The organism is Paraburkholderia translucens (genome assembly GCF_020881035.1).
Taxonomy (GTDB): Bacteria; Pseudomonadota; Gammaproteobacteria; order Burkholderiales; family Burkholderiaceae; genus Paraburkholderia; species Paraburkholderia translucens.
Map to the genome: position 1 here is coordinate 267611 of NZ_JAJITC010000001.1, position 20618 is coordinate 288228.

A 20618-nucleotide genomic window follows, 5' to 3' on the forward strand; every position below is an offset into this window, starting at 1 on the left:
TTCTAACCGGACGCCGGGAGCAAGACTGATCGCCCGGATTTCCGGGCAACAGTCACGCGGTGTGATAACGCAGCCAGAAAGTCTCGCGGCACACGTTGTCGAATCTCTGAGTCGCGGGATTGATGCTGAGGCCGGCGGGATGCTCGATCACTTCATAGTCGATCCAGCATTCGGCGCAGAGCGCATCGGAGCTGACCTGATCCCACTCGATGGATCGGCGAATCACCGCGCCGTTGTCGAAAACGAACGTGATTTCCTGCTTGTGAACTTCGATGTCCTGTTCGCGCCAGGTCTCGGTTGAAACGTCCTGACGCACGATCGTCGCAGGGCCGGGCAGCCCGTGGATCGCGCTGACATAAGAAACGAGTTTATTCATGCTTGACGAACCGAAGCTCTCGCGTACCGCGCCACAAAGCGGACAAGTATACATGCGGCTGCGCGACAGCTTCGTTCGCACCGAGCCGCGCCCCTTTCGGGGCGAGCCACGGCGATCACGTCTGTTCGAGGAACGGGCCGATTCGTGCCGCGATCGCTTCTGGCGCATCCTCCAGACTGTAATGACCGACGCCGGCAAGCTTGTGTATCGCCGCTTGCGGAAACAGCTCGCTAAAGAGCGGAAGCAGATGTTGCGCATGGAGCGTGCGGTCGGCGCTACCCCAGATCGCCAGTGCGGGCTTCGTCGCGATGGTTCGACGGGTGGCCGCGTCCGGCACTTCGAAGCGGTGCGCGTCGATGGCGAATCCCCTCGCCCAGCCGATTGCCCCCGCGCAGTCGGCTGGTGTCGCGAAGCGGGAACCGTACGCGCGCAGCCACGTATCGTTGATCAAGCTGTTGTCTTCGAAACCGTTGAGCTTCAATGTACTCAGAATATTGAAGCCGAGTTCGCTCAACACGGCATCGAGACGCCCTTCAGCCTCGGCGCTCAATATCCACTGAAACCACGGGGAAACCTTGGCGTTCGCGCGCCAACGATCAGCCAGCGTTGCCTGGCCGAACGGCGTCGGCCCGTTGACGCTAATGATGCGCCGGATGCGATCTGGATGGCGAGACGCGAGACCCATACCCACCGGCCCGCCGAAATCATGCATGACGAGCGTTATGTCCCGCAGATCGAGTGCGAGCACGAAGCGCTCGAGATTGTCGATGTGATCCTGCAGCCAGTAATTGCGGGACGACGGCGTATCGCTCCTGCCGAATCCCATCTGGTCAGGCACCACGACCCGATATGTGCCACGCAGTGCGCCAATCAGCTGTCTGAAGAGGAAACCCCAGGTCGGCTCACCGTGCAGGCACAGCACGACCTGACCGTCGCGAGGCCCTTCATCCACGTAGTGCATTCGAAACCCCGCTGCCTCAGTGAACTGTGGCGCATAGGGGTACGTCCCGTCGAACGTATCAACGAATCGGTCCATGGCGTGCTTCCTTCCGAAAAGATGGCGCCGTACATGCCGGCAATGATGGTTTCATAACGAAACCACTTGCGTTATAGCAAAGCGGGTTTTATATTGCAACCACATTTGTTGTGACTGGGAAGCCGGTTTTGTTCCGGCGCGCACAATATTCAGGCTGCGAGGAAGAAGTCATGGTTAAACGAACCACCCACGCCGACTCTCTGTGCGGTGTAGCCCGGCCGCTGGATGCCATTGGCGACTGGTGGTCTTTGCTGATCGTCCGCGACGCGTTCGACGGGGCGCGCCGCTTCGGGGAGTTTCAGCGGAGCCTGGGACTCGCGAAGAACATCCTCGCCGTCCGGTTACGCAATCTCGTCACTCACGGCATCCTGCGCATGGAGCCTGCGTCCGACGGCAGCGCATATCAGGAATACGTACTCACGGAAAAAGGGCGCGGACTATTCCCGCTGCTTGTCGCGCTGCGGCAATGGGGCGAGGAGTACTGTTTCGAACCGGACGAGGCGCACGTCGTCCTTGTGGAGAAGAAAACGGGTTTTCCCGTCCGGAAGCTCGAGCTGCGCTCCCACGCCGGGCGCAGGTTGGCACCGGAAGACACGATTGTTCTTCAACCGCCGCAGGCAACTGCGAGCAAACGCAGAGGAGGTGCAAACACCCGGGGAAAAGGCGACGTAAAGCCGTGACCAGGAAAAGACGAATGCGGGAGGCCTGGCTTCGCAGAGAGCGCCGCTCGCCCTCCAAGTGACTTGCGCCGCGATCATCGAATCACACAACGCGACGGCTTGCTCTGATCGGCGTCATTCGTGAACCGCTCACGATTGCGTATCGACCCATGACTCACAAAAAAGAGTTTGACAGACTATCTTTAGATATATATCTTAAGATGCATCTTACGACACTCAGCGGAGGTCCCAGATGCGTCATCCTCATGGTTTTTCCGGCCCGCACAGCTTGCCCAACCGTTTTCGCGCCGGTTGCGGCCTTCCGTCGCCCCAGGCGAGCGAAGTCGCGGGCCGCGGCTCACGCTTCGGCGGCGGTTTCGGCGGCCCGGGCGGCCCGGGCGGCTTCGGTGGTTTCGGCGGCGGCCCGGGCGGCTTCGACGGCGAAGGCTTCCCGCGCGGCCGTAAATTCAGCTCGGACGATCTGCAACTGATGCTGCTGTCGCTGATCGACACGCAGCCGAGCCACGGCTACGAACTCATCAAGGCGCTCGAAACGCGCTCGAACGGCTTCTACAGCCCGAGCCCCGGCATGGTCTATCCGGCGCTGACCTATCTCGAGGAGCTCGGCTATGTCATCGTGCAACTCGAAGGCAATCGCAAGCGCTATGAACTGGCCGATGCGGGCCGCGAATATCTCGCCGCGAACCGCGAGCGCGTCGAGCTGATGCTCGCCAAGCTCTCGCATATCGCCCGCAAGATGGATTCGGTGCGCCGCGCATTTGCCGGCGAGGAACCGGCCGACGTCAGCGAAGGCGGCTGGGTGCCCGAGCTGAACGAAGCGCGCCGCACGCTGAAGAACGCGCTGCTGCGCCGCGACAACGCGCCGGCCCGCGAACAGCGCCGCATCGCCGCGATACTGATGCGCGCCGCCAAAGAAATCGAAGGCGGCAACGGCAACGAGCCGACTGTCTGACTGCGCGCGCCTCTCCCCAATCCCGCCCGCGCATCCTCTCGAACCGAACAGGAACACCACCTTTATGCAAGACCAACCCACTCGCGCCGATCTCGCCGTGTATCGCGTGAGGCATCCGTTGAAGTTTCGTCTGCTGCAGGTCAAGCAGGTGCGCGCGCTAACGCCGCACCTGATTCGCGTGACCTTTACCGGTGACGATTTGCACGACTTCGTGTCCGCCTCGTTCGACGACCACATCAAGGTCTTTTTCCCCGAACCGGACGCCGACAAACCGACGCTACCGCAAGCCGGCCCCGACGGCCCGGTGTTCCCCGACGGCAAGCGGCCGACCGCGCGCGATTTCACGCCGCGCCGTTTCGACCGCGATGCGCGCGAGCTCGACATCGAGTTCGCGATGCACGACGCGGGCCCCGCCGCGACATGGGCCGCCCAGGCGAAGGTTGGCCAGTATCTGGGCATCGGCGGCCCGCGCGGCTCGCTGGTGATTCCGACCGGCTTCGACTGGCATCTGCTGATCGGCGACGACACCGCGCTGCCCGCGATCGCGCGCCGTCTCGAAGAACTGCCGGCCGGTGCGCGCGTCGCCGCGGTGATCGAAGTCGCCGATCCGTCGGCGCGCATCGAATTCGCGACGCAGGCCGAACTGCACCTCGTCTGGTGCTATCGCAGCGACGCCGACACGCAAACCGTCCCGCGCGGCGAAGCGCTGTTGGACGCAGTGCACGATCTCTATCTCCCGGAGCAAGGTGAAGGCTACGTGTGGGCCGCCGGGGAAGCGGCAATGATCCGCGCGGTGCGCCAGCATCTGTGCGCAGAACGCGGCGTCGACAAAACGCGGATTCGCGCGGCCAGCTACTGGAAGCTGGGTGCGGTCGCAGTCCACGAAACGCTCGACGACTAAGCATGCGCAACTGGCGCACGCGGGCGGTCTTTTTGCAATGATGTTTCCCGATTCGCTCGATCACCTCGGTGAGGAATCGAAGCATTTGGGGAATGCAAGAACCTTTGTCGAGCATCACGCACTCGGCGCGGCGGCCCATCGCTACACGTTCACGCACTGCATGCAGCCTTGCAATCTCAACCGGTCGTCGCCGCGTTCACCTGCTCGATGCAACACGGTTACGGTTGACCTGCACGAAGGGAAAGCTGGCAAAGTACTCACCCACAGGCGGTCCAACCGGGTTCGTTCATGTCATGAAATCGGCTCAGAAAGTGGCAAGCTCTGAGTGCCCGAGGCCCTGCTTCGCGTCAGGCGGGCAAACCGCCGGCTGTGTGCGGCGACTGGGTCTGCTCATCCGGCACGAAGGCGATCCCGTCCTCCCGACATATGCGGCGCACCGCTCGCCGCGCGGTGATGAGGCCGGACGGCAGACCCCCGCCGGGCATGACCCACTGGCCAATCATCATGAATCGCCGCAAGCCGGGCAACATCGACGGCAGAGGACGTAGACCTGTCTGCGCCGTGAGCAGCCAGCCTTCCATGCTCCCGTGCCAATTGCGCGTGCAGCGGACTACGGTGGCGGGCGTCGACACATCGATCACTTCGATCGCGTCGCGCTCACAGGGCGTGCGCTCGTCGAATATAGCGATCACGCTGTTCGCCACGCGCTGCTTCTCCGCTTCATATTGCTGCGGGTCGAACTCGCTCAACCGCGACCAGTACGCCACGTTGCGCGTGGGCAGCACGCACGTCACGGCGGTCTTGCCGGCTGGCGCGAACGTCGGATCATAGTGGAACAGCCGGAAGGCGATCTGACGTAGCTCTGTCTGCGGATCGACCGTGAGCGGCTTGTCGAGCAGGTGCATCATGCATCCGCACTTCTGCGAGAGATCGCGTGCCACGCCGAGGCTCACGTGCAGGAACGACGGGAAAGGCTTATACGTGCGATACGCGTGATCGATGCGCGCTCCGACATACCGCCCGTCAAGCAGATCGAAGATGGTCGTGTGCCCGTCAGCGGCGGAGACGACCCAGTCGGCGTCGATGCGCTCGCCGTCATCGAGCTGTACGCCCACCGCCGTATCGTCCTCCACGAGAATCCGTTCCACGCTCACGCCCGTGCGCAACACGCCGCCGAGTCGCTGCAAGTTCTGCTCGATCGCACCGATCACCGCCCGCGAGCCGCCCGTCGGATAGCCTGCATTGCGGTTGCCGACCCATGCGAGCGCGAAAACGAGCGCGATCACCGCGAGTTGCGCGTTCTCTCCTTCGCCGAACAAGCCTCGCAGCAACGGGTCGTCGAACCGCTTGCCGTAGTCTTCTGATGTGACTTGCGAAAGACTTTGCAGAAGAGGCATGCGGCGAAGCAATTGCAGCCCCGTCGTCAGACGGTCCTGCCAGGCACTGCTCGACGACGGCAGCGGACAGTGACTGAGGCTGCGCACCGCATGCACGAACTTGCGGATCTGCGCTTCGTCCTGCGGTGCATGCCGCAGCAATTCCGCCTCGAGCCGTTCGAGGTCGGAGTAAATGGAGAGGTGCTGACCGTCCGCGCCTTCTATGCGCATCCATTCTTCGGGATAGACGAAGTGCAGACGGTCGATGTCAAACACTTCGCGCCATAGTGCATGCATGGAGTCGTGCGGATTCGAGCCGAGCAGCCAGTGCAGACATGCCTCGAACGTATAGCCTCCGCGTTGCCAGCTGGTGGCGAGTCCGCCAGGACGTTCGTGTTGCTCGAGCACGGTGACGGCATATCCGCACTTGCGCGCGTGAACGGCAGCGCACAGGCCAGCAATGCCAGCACCGATGATGACGACTTTTCGGGGACGGTTCATTTGCGGCTCCAACGGGATCGAACTGCGTATGGCACAGATCACGACGAGCGCGAGGCGTCGCGCGCGCGGGGGTTCGCGGGGATACTTGTGCACGTTCGACGGACGCGCCCAACACATCGACTAATGTGCCGTGTTGCGCGGGACGATGATTGATCTGTATCAATCCATTGGACGAAGCCGGTACTACCGTGATCATTGTTCGGACAGGACTCCGCGAAGCCTGCCGTTGCCTCCCTCGCGACGGGCGGCCCATCTGTGCTTATTTGAACGGAGCCTTGTCCGGTTCGGCTGCATACTTGTCCCGGATCGCGTTCACGCAGTTCGTGAACCGCGTGCGGAAACCGACGGGATCGGCGCTCGGCGGTGTGAGTCCTTCCGAAGTCACGTTCCAGCCGTTGGGTGTACGGGTGACATCAAGATCGAAGGCGGTGCCCTGCTCGTCCTCGAAAATCACCGTCTCGCGCACCTCGCCGCCCCTGGTGTGGATGATCGCCTGGCATCCCTGGTGAAGCCCGCCAGAGATATGAGGGTTGCCGCTGCCCGGGGCGATGTTGTCCGGCGCGGCGCCGTACATCCGTAGCGATTCGAATTGGGGCGGCGTCCCTGCGGTAACGAATGCGACGTCGGCCTCTGATATCCCGTCGCCACAGCCGGTTAGCAGGCAGCAGATCGCGGCAAACATGATGCCGGTGAAAGCGTGTCGAAGACTCGAGGTGTCGTGGCGTAGCATGATTGTTTTAGGAATTCTGGGTGCGCGGGTACGAAGCAGGGTTCGGTCATCGGAGCCGCGCCTAACCTCCAAGCCAGGGTGGGTCTGTGTGTGCAAATCGGTGTCCGACTACGCGCGCGCAACCGCCTTGCAGTGGAACGCTATCCGCCGAAAAGAGTTGTGCTTGCGCTGACGATAAGAATCGCGAGTAGTCGTCTCTGCATTCGGGTGTTCCGGCCGATGAAATCGATTTGTCGAATGGAATTACAGACTCTTTATCGGCATGAGATTGTCAAACTTGAGCAACTCACTGAGCCCCTATCCGGCCGTACGGACAGGTGTTGCGCACCACCCGTCATGGTTTGCCGTCCGACGCAGGCAGATCCTTTCAGCTACGCGTATTTGTCGCCTACCGTACTGCGAATCGGATGGGTATCGTAGACGATGATCATCCGCTCGATGAGTCCGTTGTCGTCGAATTCGAAAACATCGACGCACTCGAAACGCACCGCGGACCCATCTTTGAGCCCCCAGTCATAGACGAAGTAACCGGTCGCACGTCGGGCCCCCATCGTGCTAACGCAGATGTCGATAGGCGTTATTCTGCTTTCACCCGACGCTGCATTGACCTTCGCAAAGAATGGCGCGGGGCGCATCCAGCCGAGAAACGGCGAGAAGATCTGGGCGTCCGGCGTGAACAACGCACAGATCGCCGCGACATCGCCGCGCTCCAACTCCGTGAGATAGTTGCGAACCTGCCGCGTGTATAGTGCTTCCGACGATGAGGCCATCTTCATTCTCCGATCATGCGTTGACAACTCCGCGCGTTCGAACGGACCGCGCATCCGATACAGGCACGATAGCGATGCACCGATGACCGAGCAATCGAAAAATCCGCAACCCGGGTATGCAACCCATGCATACCCATTGGCCGACCTTACGCGGGGGCTGCCGCCGCTGACAGCGTTCCAGTCATTCGTCGCCGCGGCGCAACTCGGGAGCATCAGCAAAGCCGCTGACCATCTGTGTCGAACGCAGGGCGCGGTGAGCCGTCAGGTCCAGCAACTCGAAGCGCACTACCGGTGCGCGCTTTTCGTGCGCCATGCGTCGGGGCTGACGCTGACGGCGGAAGGAAGCGAACTGTTGACCGTGGCCGTAAGCGTACTCACGCAACTGGTTCGACACGCAGACACTCAAGCTAAGACAGCGTCTATCGTCACCCTGCGGTTGCCATCCACGTTCGCGATTCGCTGGTTGCTCCCACGGCTGGCGGGCATCAATCACGCGTTGCCTGGAACGGAACTCCGCATCTCCACATCGGCGGACGACACACCGGATTTCACTGCGCCCGACGTCGACGCCATCGTTGTTCGTGGAACCGGGCAGTGGCCGGGTATGGACGCGGTTCCGTTGTTTGCCGAGCAACTCACACCGATGTGCACAAGCGAAATGGCCGCAACACTTAGGTCGGCAGCCGACCTTGCCGATGTCACATTGCTCCATCCCGGGCACGGCCATGAGGAGTGGCGATGCTGGCTGGAAAGCGTTGGGGCACGGCACATCGACGCGAACCGTGGTCTCGTTTTCGATACCCTCGAATTGACGCTCACCGCTGCGGCGGAAGGGCACGGAGTTGCAATAGGCGATCTCCGGATGGCGAGGGACCGCCTGCGGGCGGGGACACTAGTGACGCCTTTTACCGACGTGGCGCAAAACGGCTTGTCGTACTTCGTCGTCTATCCATCCCAACGAGCCGCACAGTCCAAGATTCGCGCCCTCGCTGACGTCTTGTTTCGGCTTGCGCAGGAAGACTGATTGCTAGCGAGGAAAGCAGTCCTGTACTGGCCGACTATTGCCCGACGCGGTTGGTAACACCCCGAACCATTCGACCGACCGGATCTCCATAAAGTAGACGTCCAGGTGCCTGGCGCGGAGAACTAGCAGCCCTTCTGCATGCTCATGGACGCGATTGCCTTCGGTTGCTACCGGATGAACAACTTATGGCTGACTGATGGCGGGTACCGGCGACCTCGTGGTATGGGCGTCGGGGCGGGACGCTCGGGGCGCCGCCCACTTCTGCCCATCCCGTGTGAAGCGAGCCTGCCTATCGTCAGGTACGGTCACGGCGCTTGCAGCTGGAAGATCAGGCGCCACACGACATCCGCAATCAGACCGTCCCGTACATGGTGCGACGCGTTTGACTGCATCCATTACCTGATGATCGTGTTGTGCCTCGCGGCTGTTGTCCGGGCCTCGCCCGCAATGGCCCAGGCATGGCGCGATCTCGCGCCTGAAGCCACGCCGCAGCCACCGCGCAGCGAACAGCCTGAACCGCCACCGCCGGCGCAGGCCGACGCTGCACGGATCGCGGTCGAACGGCTCGCCGGCCTGGTGTTCGAACCCGCAGGCGCGTCCGCGGCGCTCGCGCCGGACCGGCAGCAACGCATCGTCGCGAAAGGACTGCCCGTTCTCGACGCGAGCTTCCTGCGAATCTTCGAGCCGGACCTCGATAAGCCCCTGACTTTCGGACGGCTGGCCGAGATACGCCGCGCCGTCGTCGAGCATTATCGGGCAGCGGGAAAGCCGCTCGTCGACGTGTACGTGCCGGAACAGGATGTCAGTTCGGGCGTCGTGCATATCGACGTCGCCGAGTTCAGGCTGGGCCGGGTTCGAGCCAGCGGCAACCGGTATTTTTCGAGCGGACTGCTCGAGCGTCAAATGCCGCTCGAGCCCGGCGGACCGATTCCACAATCGGCGGTGTCGCGAGGACTCGCCGTGCTCAACGCGAATCCGTATCGGCGGGTCGATGCGGTCTTCGCCCCGGGCGAAGCAGCGAACACGACCGACGTCGTGCTGCAGACGGAGGACCGGCTGCCATTTCGCGCCAGCGCCGGTTACGACAATGCGGGCGTGCCTGACCTTGGGCGTGACCGATTTTTTGCGGGCCTTGGTTTCGGCAACCTGTTCGGTCTCGATCAACAGCTCGCTTATCAATTCACGGCCAGCAACGATTTTTTCAGCGGCAATCCGGACATCGAAGGCCGCCCGAACCGTGCGCGCTTGATGGCGCACGCAGTCAGCTACACCGCCCCGCTGCCCTGGCTCGACAGTATCGAGTTGTTCGGCGTCTACGCGCAGAGCACTCCACGGCTGCCCGAGGCGTATGGTCAGACTGGCATTTCCGCGCAGCTGAGTGTCCGCTACGACTGGCGTCTGCCGACCATCAAGGACATGACACAGATGGTCCAGTTCGGATACGACTTCAAGCGGAGCAACAACGATCTGGAATTCGGCGGCTCGCAGGTTTTCAATTCGAATACGCATATCCACCAGTTCCTGCTGCTCTACGACATCAGCAAGCCAAGCGACGCGGGGACGGCGCACGCGTCGGCGACACTCGTCGCGAGTCCGCGCGGCCTGGACGGCAATAACAACGACGCCGCATTCAACGCGGCGCGACAGGGCGCGACGGCCCGCTATGTATATACGCAACTGACCGCGTCGCGCGCATTCGCGCTCGGCGGCGGCTTCACGTTGATGGTCGACGGGACGTTCCAGTGGACCCCGAACACCTTGTTGCCGAGCGAGGAGATGGGGCTTGGCGGAGAGTCGAGCGTGCGCGGCTACGCCCCCTACGTCGTGCTCGGTGATCGAGGCTGGAACGTGCAGACCGAGCTGCGCACCCCGGCGATCGCATTCGGCGCGAGCAATGCGCTCGTGCAACCTTTCGTCTTTTTCGATGCCGGACATGTGTGGACTCGGATCGACCAGCCCGCCGAGAACAACCCGGGCCTGCTGGCCGCGATCGGCGCAGGCGTGCGCTTTCAATGGTCGCGGTTCGTCGATTTTCGCTGCACCTATGGCGCGCCTTTACGCGCAGCGACGCCGAACGGCTCAAAGGCGCCGACGGTGCTTTTGTACGTGTCGATCGGCACGTGAATTGCCGGGCAGGAGTGAAAGGACATCAATTGCACGCAGGTTGGCGGCGGCAGCCCGATTCGCGCAGTGCAACCGCCGTGACCTCATTGACCTGAATCAACCTTTCCGATTCGCACGACGTTTAATCTAAGGTCGTTCGCCGCAAGACCCTGTTCGCCCCTAACCCTTCGCCCCGATCAACCCTCGTTGCATCGCTGACCTTGCGAAAACGTGCGTCGATGACGACGGCTCAACCGGCATCGCCCCCATGCGAAAGTCAATTGCGTGCCTCGCGGCCTTCGCCGCTAGCCTGACAGGCTGCGTGCACGTGCCAGCGGCTGCCCCAGACCCGCCCGCGCCCCATACAGCGTGCGTCGCGGGTCCGCCCATCGACCTGCAACGCTATATGGGCAAGTGGTTCGTGATCGCGGAAACACCGTATCTTGGCGATGCCGAGTACGTCGGCAGCTACGACGAGTGGACGTTGCGCGCCGATGGAAAAATCTCCGACGATTACCTCGGCCAGCGCCAGTCCTTCGATCAGCCAGTCACCGGAAGCCACTTCGTCGCAAAGATCGTGCGTGGGACGGGCAATACCACCTGGCGAGTTGGGCTCATCTGGCCATTCGAAGTGCGGGTTGTCACTGCGTACGTGGATCCTGACTATCAGTACACGATCCGCTGCATGGTCGACAGCAACATGGTGTGGATACTTTCGCGTAGTCCAACGATGGACGAAGCGACCTATCTGAACTTGATTGCCAGGTTAGCCGGTATGGGTTTCAACATCGGGCGCATACGTCGGGTTCCCCAAAAGACTGGACGAATCGAGCCGCCGCGTTCTGAATGAAATCGGTGGCCGCTTCAGCCGATCCGCGCGGATCGGGCCAGATGGCTCCAATGCTGCATCGTTGATACATGTCAACGCGTGTGTATCGCAGTCGTTCATTCTTTTCCTTGAGCGTCACCCCTGCATTGCGACGCTGGCAACCGCCTCGCGATCACGGCCTTGGGAGGCATTCATGATGACCCAATCCACTGCATTCAACGTGCCCGAGTTCTGGGCGTCCTTTACCCGCGCGCAGACGCAAGCCTGCGTCGATTGGCTGGCGCTGACGCAGGAGACGTGGGCGCGTTGCGCGCTCACACGCAATCCGCTCGAATGCATGTCGACTTCGAGCCTGATGCTGCCCGCGTACCTATCCAGCGCGATGCGGTACTGCAAGAACGTCTCGGACATCGTTGCGGCCTGTCGGGATTCCGGCGGCAAAGATGGCCCAGCCCCCGCTGCGGGGACAACGACTGCCGCGCCCCCCGCTGCGGCCGGGCCAGTTGGCGTCGCACCCGGGACGGCGGCGCACCATCCAGTGCGCTCACGAACGCCGGAAGTGCCGCCCTCGGCGCCCTTTGCGGGCGGGAAAACGCCCGCTTCAACGGCTTACGCGATACGCGGCACCCAATGACCGGCGCTGCGTGTCAAGGTACGTAGCGCGCCGCAGCGCTCGAACTGGGCCGCTTACCAGCCTGCAACGGAACTCGTGGAGAGGCATGATGAAACGCGGATGGCAAAGTAGACTGCTGACCACCGTCGCGGCGCTTGCAATCGGCGCGGCGCCCGCCTACGCGGCAGCGGACGGTGAAGCGGCGACGAAGCCGGCCCCGGACAACGAGTATTCGGGCGCGAGTGTCGCGCATGCGAACGCGGTCGTCTTCGCCCTTGATACCGGGCGCAACAGCATGACGCTGCTTGAGGACAACGGCGAACCCGTGGACGTGGTAGTCGACCCGAGTGTCGGCGACGTCGGCAAACTGCGGCTCGGCGATACCGTCGCCGTCACGTTCAACCGTGCGTTGCTGCTGCGCGCCGACAAATCCAACGAGAGCGGTATACGCGAGCGCGTCGACAGGGAATTCACGACCGGCGCATCGCTCGGCTCGTCCCTCGCCATGCACCGTGTCGAGGCGGTCGCCACCGTCGTGCAGATCGATCGCGACAAGCGTGAGCTGACGTTGCGCGGCCTGACGCGCAACGTGGTCCTGCAGGCGTCGTCGGACAGTCTGCTCGACAGTCTCGAAGCAGGCGACAGCGTGCGAGTCGACTATGTCGAGGCGATCGCGGTTCAGATCACGCGAGACGGCGTGCCGCTGCGCTGAGCCGTCCTGCCCTTGGGTCCATGCCGCACTGGTTCAGCCGGCATCGGCAAACATTCCGCGATTCGCGCGCACCCGCTATTCGTCCCGCGCGATGCGCTGCCCGTTCGCGCGGCCTTCATCGCGCCGCCCCCTCTCCTTCCACGCTTTCGATGTGATCGCCCGCGCCGTGTCAAACACGTGAGCGGCACTATCGGCGCAAGCGCTGCCGTCAAGCGCGGTTTTTTTGCTCGATGTGAGACTGGCGGCCTGTGACGAGCCAAAGCTCCGACACAAGTTTGGACACCGCTTCGAGCAGATCGTCGAGCGAGACGATGCCGGCCAGGGCTCCCTCGGTATCGACGACAGGCAGGCGCCGCACACCGTTCAGACGCATTCGCGAGGCGGCGAGCCAAAGATCATCACCCTCGTTGACGAGCGCGGGCGGCGACGACATCACGTCGTTCACAAAGATCTTTTCGGGGTTGGCCTGTTTCGCCACGATCGCCAACACGATGTCGCGATCGGTCAGCATCCCTATGGGGACACGACGCCCGCCGATCGTCTCGACCACCACGAGGTCGCCGACATGCTGCTCGCGCATGAGCTGCGCGGCTTCGAGAATGCTCGCTTGCGGCCCGCAGACCGTGACGTCCCGCGTACAGATGGATCCGGTGTTCACGATAAATTCTCCATGTTCGACGCGGCCCGCCGCCGTCATCCGCCCGAGTCCGGGGGCGACTCGTGCTCCGAACCGCGCGCGGCCGCGAGACACGCGTGGACTTCTTCATCGGTCGTCTGGCCGAATTTCATGTAGAACTGGCTGATGCCGGCGAACCAGGCCGGCTGCAGTACGCTCACGAACGCGTCGGCGATGCCTTCGAATGCCGTCTGCGCGCCGGCCGGCGACACCGGGACCGCCACGACGATGCGAGCGGGATGCCGGCTGCGGAGCGCCTCGAGCGCCGCCTGCATCGACGCCCCCGTCGCAATGCCGTCGTCGACCACGATCACCGTCTTGCCCTCGACGGGCACCGGAGGGCTTTCCCCACGGTAGGCGAGTTCCCTGCGCGCGAGTTCGGCTTTCTCGCGCGCGATCACATCGGCCAGCTGAGCGTCACTGACACCCAGTTGGCGCAGCACCGACCTTTCCAGATGAAGGGCGCCACCGGTCGCTATCGCGCCCATCGCCAATTCCTCGTCGCCCGGCGCACCGAGCTTTCTGACGATGAGGACATCGAGCTTCGCATGCAATGCCCTCGCGACCTCGAACGCGACAGGGACGCCGCCGCGCGGCAACGCCAACACCACCAGATCGTCGCGTCCCTGATAGTCGAGGAGTGCATCGGCCAGCCGCCGGCCCGCATCGGCGCGGTCGCGAAACATATTACCCATCGCTCTTTCTCTCCAGAAACGTCCATGCCACCGATCGGCTCTAGCGGGGCCGCCTCAAGACTCGCAGACGATATCGGCGCCCGCGAGCTTGCGGTAAATCCGCTCGATCTGCTCACGCTCGCACAGTCTGGTGCCCTCCGCAAGCAGGGACGCTGAAGCGGCCGCCACCGCGTAGCGCAGGGTTTCGTCGAACCCCATGTCGCGGTTGATCGCCCACACCATTGCGGCGAGGAAGCTGTCCCCCGCGCCGATCGAACTCGCCACCGGCACGACGAATCCGGGCACGCGCACCGCGCGCTCGGCGGTGACGACGAGCGCGCCCTGTTCGCCGAGCGTCAGCGCCACGATCGCCGCGCCGCCGTCGCGCACGATCTTGCGCGCCGCGTCGAGCCGCTGTGCGTCGTCTAGCAGTTCGCGGCCGGCCAACGCGCTGAGTTCCGAGAGGCTCGGTTTGACCAGAAAGACCCCAGCCGCGAGCGCCTCGGCAAGCGGCGCACCCGAGGTGTCGAGGACGACGCGGCTGTCGTGTTGCCGTGCAATCCTTACGATGCGGGCGTAGATGTCGTCGGGAACGCCCGGCGGCACGCTGCCGCTCAGCACGAGGTAGCGCGGCGCGACGGCGCGCTCGCCGATGTGGCGCAGGCATGCCTGCCATTCCGCCTCGGCGAGCATGGGACCGGGCAACACGAAGCGGAACTCGCGTCCGCTCGACCTCTCCCGAACCGAGAAGTTTTCACGGGTCTCGCCGGCAATGCCGATACAGGTGGCATGCACCCCTTCCGCTTCGATCATCGCGCTTAGCATCAGGCCGGGTACACCGCCCGCCATATAGAGCGCCTCGCAGTCGCCGCCGAGACGATGGATGACTCGCGCGACGTTGATCCCGCCGCCGCCGGGGTCGCGCCGCGCCGCGCCGCAGCGAAGCTTGCGCGTATCGACGATCTGGTCGACCGATGTCGCGACGTCGACCGCGGGGTTCAGTGTCAGAGTCAGGATCTCGGCCATGTGCATCTCCGGTCGCGCAGGAGCGCTTGCAACCGGCTCAGACCGTCGCCGCGCGCGACGCGAGACGAGCTTCCGCGCTCGCCACCTCGCGCTTCACGGCGATGAAGCTGTCCGGGCTCACCGACATCGAATCGATCGCACACTCGACGAGAAATGCCGCGAATTCCGGGTGATCGCTTGGCGCCTGCCCGCACAGGCCGACCTTCGCGCCCGCCCGATGCGCCTGCTCGATCACGTGGCCGATCAACCATCTGACGGCTTCGTCCTGCTCATCGAACAGTTGCGCCAGTTCCGCCGAGTCCCGATCGACGCCGAGCGTCAACTGCGTGAGATCGTTGCTGCCGATCGAAAAGCCGTCGAAACGCTGCGCGAATTGGCGCGCAAGTATCACGTTCGACGGGATCTCGCACATCACGTAGACCTGCAGTCCGTCCTGCCCGCGCCGCAAGCCGTTTTGCGCCATCACTTCCAGCACCTGATCGGCTTCGCAAACCGTGCGGCAGAACGGAATCATCACGACGACGTTGCGCAGGCCCATTTCCTCGCGCAGCCGCCGGATCGCCCTGCACTCCAGCGCAAAGCCGTCGCGATAGCGCGGCGAGTAGTACCGCGAAGCGCCGCGGAACCCCAGCATCGGGTTTTCCTCATGAGGCTCGAAAGCCTGGCCGCCGATCAGGTGCGCGTATTCGTTGGTCTTGAAGTCGCTCATGCGGATGATCGCGGGCCGCGGGTACTGCACGGCGGCAATGCGGCCCAGTCCCCGCGCGAGCCGGTCGACGAAATACTCCGCTTTGTCCGCGTACCCCGCCGTCAACTCCTCGATGCGCTGCTTGACGCCCGCGTCCTCGAGTTCGCGGAAACGCACGAGCGCCATCGGATGAATCTTGATGTCGTGGCTCACGACGAACTCCATGCGCACGAGCCCCACACCGTCAGCCGGCAAGCGCCACCAGCGGAAGGCGGCCGCCGGATTGGCGAGATTCAGCATCACGTGAGTACGCGTTGTCGGGATCGCGCGGAAATCGATTTCCTCGACATCGAACGCGGCCGTGCCTTCGTACACGAAGCCTTCGTCGCCTTCGGCGCACGAGACGGTCACTTCCTGTTCGTCGTGCAACAGATGCGTGGCGTTGCCGGTGCCGACGATCGCGGGCAGCCCTAGTTCGCGGCTCACGATGGCCGCGTGGGAAGTGCGTCCGCCGTGGTCCGTGATGATCGCGGCGGCGCGGCGCATCACCGGCACCCAGTCGGGATCGGTCGTGGACGTCACCAGAACCGCGCCGTCGACGAAGCGGTGCATGTCGCGCGGATGCTCGATCACGCAGACCGCGCCGGCCGCGATCGCTTCGCCCACGCTGACGCCGCTCAGAAGACGCCGCCCCTTCTCTTTCAGCCGGTAACTCCTGACCGAGCTGGCTTCCCGGCGCGACTGAACGGTTTCAGGCCGGGCCTGAACGATGAACATCTCGCCGGTCGCGCCGTCTTTCGCCCATTCGATGTCCATCGGCTGGCCGTAGTGAGCCTCGATCGCGCAGGCCGAGCGTGACAGGGACAGTATCTCGGCGTCGTCGAGCACGAATGCCGCGCGTTCGGCTTTGGACGTGGGCACGTTTTTCGTGGGATGTGGGCCGCTTTTCGCGTAGACCATCTTGTGGGCTTTTTCCCCGCGCTTCTTGCCGACGATCGGCGAGACCCCTGGCTGCGCGAGCAGCGGCTTGAACACCTCGTACTCGTCCGGGTCCACGGCGCCCTGCACGACGTTCTCGCCGAGGCCCCAGGCCGCATTGATCAGCACGATCCTGTCGAAACCGGTTTCCGTGTCGAGCGAAAACATCACGCCGGCGCCGCCGAGATCCGAGCGCACCATCCGTTGCACACCGATCGACAGCGCCACCTGCATATGATCGAAACCTCTCGCCGTTCGATAGGCGATGGCCCGGTCGGTAAACAGCGACGCGTAGCAGCGCCGGCAGGCATCGAGCAGCGCCCGCTCGCCGCGCACGTTGAGGAAACTCTCCTGCTGACCGGCGAAGCTCGCATCAGGAAGGTCTTCGGCGGTGGCGCTCGAGCGGACCGCGACATCGGCATCGGCGCCGCCGCAGCGCTCGCCGAGCGCCCGATAGGCGGCACAGACAGCCTGGGCGAGTTCGGGCGGCCAATCGCCGTGCACGATGGCTGCCCGGATCGCCTCGCCCGCTTCGGCCAGCGTGAGACGGCCCTTTTCGAGGTCGTCGAGATACGCCGAAATGCGCTCGCGCAGACTATTGGCGTCGATAAAGCGCCAGTAGGCCTGCGCCGTGGTCGCAAATCCTGGCGGAACCCGAACGCCCCGCCCGTCGAGTTGGGACAACAGTTCGCCAAGCGAAGCGTTTTTACCTCCGACGCGTGCGACGTCCTCGCGCCGCAAGTCGTCGAACCAGATCACCTGCGCGAGAGCCTGATCCATGTTGTGCTCCTTACCCGGGCTACGTGCCGCGCCGGCCGCACGCGCGCAAAGGCTCCGCGCGAGGTCCCGCATGCGGCATGGCCCTAACTAGATGCTGATATAGCCCTGGAAGGTCCACGGCAACTGCATGTGTTCCTGCGTCGCCGGGCCGCCGCTTTCGATGCAGGTGCCCGAGAACCCCGGGGCGCCGTCCGCCGAAAAGACCGGCACGAAAGCAAATTCGTCGTTGACCGTAATCAGAAAATCGCGGTTGTAGCGCGACGGCGCGAAGATCGTCACCGAGCGGAAGAACCGCGATGTCCGCGACGGCCGTTCGAGGTCGAGCGCATGCGCTGCGGACACGCGCTCCAGATCGAACCGCGCGGGAAGCTCGTATTCGAGGCCGCCCCGCTCGATCCGCTCACCGGGCGTGAACACGAGCGTCGCGCCGGGATAGGGAAGAGCGTGCACCGTCTGGGTGGCCGGGCCCTCGGGTCCGAGAATCAGTGGCGGATACGCCCACATCGACAGACACAGCGATGCTGTCTTCTGCGAAAAGTATTCTGCAAGCCAGTTCATGCGATCCTCCACCGTGATCTTGTAAGGACCTCCGACCATCGGAAGCCATGCCATGCAGCTGCCGGCAGCATTGCTGCATCCATTCAGGCTCACTGTAGGCGGCCCGGCGCATCGCTCATTGACGTGGGTCAATCGCACGCGGTCCACCGCGCGACGTGATGCCAGCCACCAAAGCGCATTTCGATTGACATAGGTCAGTGATCGATCCGCAACGGCTGCCCATCATGAGAACCGACAACACCCGAAACGCGGAGGTCGACGATGTTCTCCAATATTCTGGTCGCGGTGGATGGCAGCGAGACCGCCGCTCATGCGTTCGAGACAGCGCTGCAGGTGGCCTGTGAAACCGGCGCGCGCCTGCATCCGCTGTACGTGATCGATTTGCCGCTCATGATTCCCGAAGTGCCCGGCGTCGACCCGGTGGTCATGCGCCAGGCGCTCGAGCAGGACGGTGAACGGGTCATGCGACACTGCGTCGGTTCCATGGCGCGGCTTGGCGTGCAGGGCATGCCGGAAATCGACGATCTGAAGCGTCCCGAGGAGGACGTCGCGCATCGCATCGATGCCGCGGCGGCGCGGCGGCACGCCGATCTCATCGTGATCGGTACGCACGGCCGGCATGGAACTCACCACGCATCGTTGGGTAGCGTGGCCGAACAGGTGCTGCGCGGCGCCTCCTGCCCTGTGCTGGCGGTCCCCGCGAGCCGGGAAGCGGCCTCGAAGGAGCGGCTGGCCGGCGAACCCTCGGCGGATCGCTCGCGTCGAACGCCAGAAGAATGCGTGAATACATAGACCACGCGGTTCAACGCTTCACCTGGCTGCCCGTTTGCTGACGACCTCGTAGCCGTCGGCGGCGACCTTCCACAGCGTCACGCGCTGCAATCTTTCGAAACGATGGATCGCGCCGCAAACCGCAGCCGCGTCCTGCGCGCCGTCACAGCACACGCGCATGACCTCGCAGCGGTGCGGAAAGCCGCGGTGATCGAGGATCTCCTTGTAAAACACGACTTCGACGCCCGGCAGCTTCGCGACCGCGGCGCCCCTTGACGGCGGCGATACGGTGCGCGAGGGAGCGTCGCTTCGAAGCGCGCGCCTGTTCCTGCCGTTACGCGCCGAATCGGCCTCGCACCGCACAGCACAACCGGCAAGCTTGCGATTGACACGCCGTTCAAGATTCTTCGACATGGCAGGGCTCCCCATTTCCCAGCGGCTCGCCACAGCGAACCCGCATTGCGCGTAAAGTGCGTCCCGATACAAAACAGATTAGCCGCCCCATTCGACGTACCGTTGACGCACGTCAACCGGATCGAAGCAGCGAGCCAGCGCTTTTACAGAGTTCACCGGAGTGCTGCCAGTCCTATCGCAGCAACCAATTCAAGGTCGCGTGGCGGGCGCAAAAATTGCATTCGCCGCTCGTTCAGACCGGTAATAGCTGCTATAAAGTGAATTGAGCTTCGCATGCTCGCGGGCGGTACTCTTCGAACAGACGGAGATTGAATGGAGCCGAGGCAGCACTTAAGTAACCCCACGCACGAGCTGTTTCGCCAGGTCGTCGAAGCAGCCCCCAACGCAATGGTCATGGCCGACGGGGACGGCCGGATCGTACTCGTCAACGCGCAGGCAGAGAAGTTGTTTGGGTATCTGCGCGACGAACTGGTCGGCCACAGCGTCGATATGCTCGTGCCCGAGCGTTTTCGTTCGGCGCATCCTGAATATCGCCACATGTACTACGGCAACCTGAGCAGCAGGCCGATGGGCACTGGCCGCGATCTCTTCGCGCTCAGAAAGGATGGCTCCGAAGTCCTGGTGGAGATCGGACTCAATCCGGTCACGACTTCGGAGGAAGTCTTCGTGCTCGCCGCGATCGTCGATATCACCGAACGCAAGCGCGCCGAGCAGGAACTCATCAAACGCACTGAAGAACTCGCGCGTTCCAACCACGATCTCGAGCAATTCGCCTATGTCGCCTCGCACGACCTGCAGGAACCGTTGCGCGCCGTCGCCGGGCCTCTCCAACTGCTGCAGCGCCGCTATCACGGGCAACTCGATGCCCGCGCGGACGAATTCATTGCGCATGCGGTAGATGGCGCGACGCGCATGCAGAAGCTCATCGAGGATCTGCTTGCCTACTCGCGCGTCGGCAGATCAGGCGCCGCGCAGGAACCGGCCGACTGCGCGGCGGCGCTCGACCAGGCGCTAAAAAGCCTCAGCGTCGTGCTGCAGGAATCGAACGCACAGATCAATCGCGAAGCGCTCCCCGTCGTCATCGGCATTCCGACGCAGCTCGCCCTCCTTTTTCAGAACCTCATCGGCAATGCGATCAAATTCCGGCGAGCCGATCAACCGGTGCGAATCGACATCGGCGCCCGTCGCCAGGGCGACGAATGGATCATTTCGGTCAAGGACAATGGAATCGGTATCGAGTCACAGTACTTCGAGCGCATTTTCATGATTTTCCAACGCCTGCATTCGCGCGCCGAATACCCCGGCACGGGAATCGGCCTCGCGCTATGCAAGCGCATCGTCGAACAGCATGGCGGCCGCATCTGGGTGGAATCTGCGCCAGACGGCGGATCGATCTTTTCTTTTACGCTGAACGCGAGATTGGATCGCAGCGCCCGAACATAATATCCGC

20 protein-coding genes and 1 pseudogene are annotated in these 20618 nt (G+C 63.5%); 9 read left to right on the forward strand and 12 right to left on the reverse strand.

All coding sequences use genetic code 11. The features are described from left to right. Window positions 1–52: 52 nt before the first annotated feature. Complete coding sequence (locus LJ655_RS01130; RefSeq protein ID WP_230559421.1) at window positions 53–376, reverse strand: hypothetical protein; 324 nt, start codon at window positions 374–376, stop codon at window positions 53–55. A 115-nt stretch (window positions 377–491) separates the two neighbouring features. Then, window positions 492–1412 (reverse strand): alpha/beta fold hydrolase, encoded by a 921-nt coding sequence (locus LJ655_RS01135; RefSeq protein WP_230559422.1) that lies wholly within the window; start codon window positions 1410–1412, stop codon window positions 492–494. Window positions 1413–1582: 170 nt separating this feature from the next. Here LJ655_RS01135 and LJ655_RS01140 point away from each other — a divergent pair, with 170 nt between their 5' ends. From LJ655_RS01140 to LJ655_RS01150, 3 genes are all read left to right on the forward strand, one after another. Beyond that, the gene (locus LJ655_RS01140) at window positions 1583–2092 is read left to right on the forward strand and encodes a winged helix-turn-helix transcriptional regulator (RefSeq protein ID WP_230559423.1); all 510 of its coding nucleotides are present in this window, start codon (window positions 1583–1585) and stop codon (window positions 2090–2092) included. A gap of 232 nt (window positions 2093–2324) precedes the next feature. Then, the gene (locus LJ655_RS01145; RefSeq protein WP_230559424.1) at window positions 2325–3044 is read left to right on the forward strand and encodes a PadR family transcriptional regulator; all 720 of its coding nucleotides are present in this window, start codon (window positions 2325–2327) and stop codon (window positions 3042–3044) included. Window positions 3045–3108: 64 nt separating this feature from the next. After that, window positions 3109–3945, forward strand: coding sequence for a siderophore-interacting protein (locus LJ655_RS01150; RefSeq protein WP_230559425.1), 837 nt, complete (start codon window positions 3109–3111; stop codon window positions 3943–3945). Window positions 3946–4292: 347 nt separating this feature from the next. Here LJ655_RS01150 and LJ655_RS01155 read toward each other — a convergent pair whose 3' ends face one another. From LJ655_RS01155 to LJ655_RS01165, 3 genes are all read right to left on the reverse strand, one after another. Then, window positions 4293–5822 carry a phytoene desaturase family protein gene (locus LJ655_RS01155; protein WP_230559426.1) on the reverse strand — a complete coding sequence of 510 codons (1530 nt, stop codon included), beginning with the start codon at window positions 5820–5822 and terminating at the stop codon, window positions 4293–4295. 259 nt (window positions 5823–6081) lie between these two features. Next, window positions 6082–6504, reverse strand: a complete 423-nt coding sequence (locus LJ655_RS01160) for a hypothetical protein (RefSeq protein ID WP_230559427.1) — start codon at window positions 6502–6504, stop codon at window positions 6082–6084. 419 nt (window positions 6505–6923) lie between these two features. After that, window positions 6924–7322, reverse strand: coding sequence for a nuclear transport factor 2 family protein (locus tag LJ655_RS01165; RefSeq protein ID WP_230559428.1), 399 nt, complete (start codon window positions 7320–7322; stop codon window positions 6924–6926). 82 nt (window positions 7323–7404) lie between these two features. Here LJ655_RS01165 and LJ655_RS01170 point away from each other — a divergent pair, with 82 nt between their 5' ends. From LJ655_RS01170 to LJ655_RS01180, 3 genes are all read left to right on the forward strand, one after another. Further along, on the forward strand, window positions 7405–8346 hold the full coding sequence (locus tag LJ655_RS01170) for a LysR substrate-binding domain-containing protein (protein WP_230559429.1): 942 nt from the start codon (window positions 7405–7407) through the stop codon (window positions 8344–8346). A gap of 447 nt (window positions 8347–8793) precedes the next feature. Further along, window positions 8794–10470, forward strand: a complete 1677-nt coding sequence (locus LJ655_RS01175; protein ID WP_425605755.1) for a ShlB/FhaC/HecB family hemolysin secretion/activation protein — start codon at window positions 8794–8796, stop codon at window positions 10468–10470. A 247-nt stretch (window positions 10471–10717) separates the two neighbouring features. Beyond that, complete coding sequence (locus tag LJ655_RS01180; RefSeq protein WP_268991290.1) at window positions 10718–11299, forward strand: lipocalin family protein; 582 nt, start codon at window positions 10718–10720, stop codon at window positions 11297–11299. A gap of 114 nt (window positions 11300–11413) precedes the next feature. Here the strand turns inward: LJ655_RS01180 and LJ655_RS01185 are convergent, their stop codons facing one another. Further along, window positions 11414–11674, reverse strand: coding sequence for a hypothetical protein (locus tag LJ655_RS01185; RefSeq protein ID WP_230559432.1), 261 nt, complete (start codon window positions 11672–11674; stop codon window positions 11414–11416). Between the two features lie 323 nt (window positions 11675–11997). Between LJ655_RS01185 and LJ655_RS01190 the strand changes: the two genes are divergently transcribed. Continuing rightward, on the forward strand, window positions 11998–12603 hold the full coding sequence (locus LJ655_RS01190) for a hypothetical protein (protein ID WP_230559433.1): 606 nt from the start codon (window positions 11998–12000) through the stop codon (window positions 12601–12603). A 208-nt stretch (window positions 12604–12811) separates the two neighbouring features. On the opposite strand, the gene LJ655_RS01195 is transcribed toward LJ655_RS01190, so the two are convergent. The 5 genes from LJ655_RS01195 to LJ655_RS01215 form a co-directional block, all read right to left on the reverse strand. Continuing rightward, window positions 12812–13261 carry a CBS domain-containing protein gene (locus LJ655_RS01195; protein WP_230559805.1) on the reverse strand — a complete coding sequence of 150 codons (450 nt, stop codon included), beginning with the start codon at window positions 13259–13261 and terminating at the stop codon, window positions 12812–12814. A gap of 35 nt (window positions 13262–13296) precedes the next feature. After that, complete coding sequence (locus LJ655_RS01200) at window positions 13297–13974, reverse strand: phosphoribosyltransferase (protein WP_230559434.1); 678 nt, start codon at window positions 13972–13974, stop codon at window positions 13297–13299. Window positions 13975–14028: 54 nt separating this feature from the next. Next, on the reverse strand, window positions 14029–14979 hold the full coding sequence (locus tag LJ655_RS01205; protein ID WP_230559435.1) for a 1-phosphofructokinase family hexose kinase: 951 nt from the start codon (window positions 14977–14979) through the stop codon (window positions 14029–14031). Between the two features lie 37 nt (window positions 14980–15016). After that, entirely contained in the window at window positions 15017–17425 is a 2409-nt protein-coding gene (ppsA, locus tag LJ655_RS01210) for a phosphoenolpyruvate synthase (RefSeq protein WP_230559436.1), read from the reverse strand. A gap of 87 nt (window positions 17426–17512) precedes the next feature. Next, the gene (locus LJ655_RS01215; protein WP_230559437.1) at window positions 17513–17983 is read right to left on the reverse strand and encodes a hypothetical protein; all 471 of its coding nucleotides are present in this window, start codon (window positions 17981–17983) and stop codon (window positions 17513–17515) included. A gap of 261 nt (window positions 17984–18244) precedes the next feature. Here LJ655_RS01215 and LJ655_RS01220 point away from each other — a divergent pair, with 261 nt between their 5' ends. Next, window positions 18245–18775, forward strand: coding sequence for a universal stress protein (locus LJ655_RS01220; RefSeq protein ID WP_230559438.1), 531 nt, complete (start codon window positions 18245–18247; stop codon window positions 18773–18775). 18 nt (window positions 18776–18793) lie between these two features. On the opposite strand, the gene LJ655_RS01225 is transcribed toward LJ655_RS01220, so the two are convergent. Beyond that, window positions 18794–19168 carry a hypothetical protein gene (locus tag LJ655_RS01225; protein WP_230559439.1) on the reverse strand — a complete coding sequence of 125 codons (375 nt, stop codon included), beginning with the start codon at window positions 19166–19168 and terminating at the stop codon, window positions 18794–18796. Between the two features lie 348 nt (window positions 19169–19516). Here LJ655_RS01225 and LJ655_RS01230 point away from each other — a divergent pair. Continuing rightward, window positions 19517–20611: pseudogene (locus LJ655_RS01230) on the forward strand (sensor histidine kinase); the annotation flags it as partial. Window positions 20612–20618: the final 7 nt, after the last annotated feature.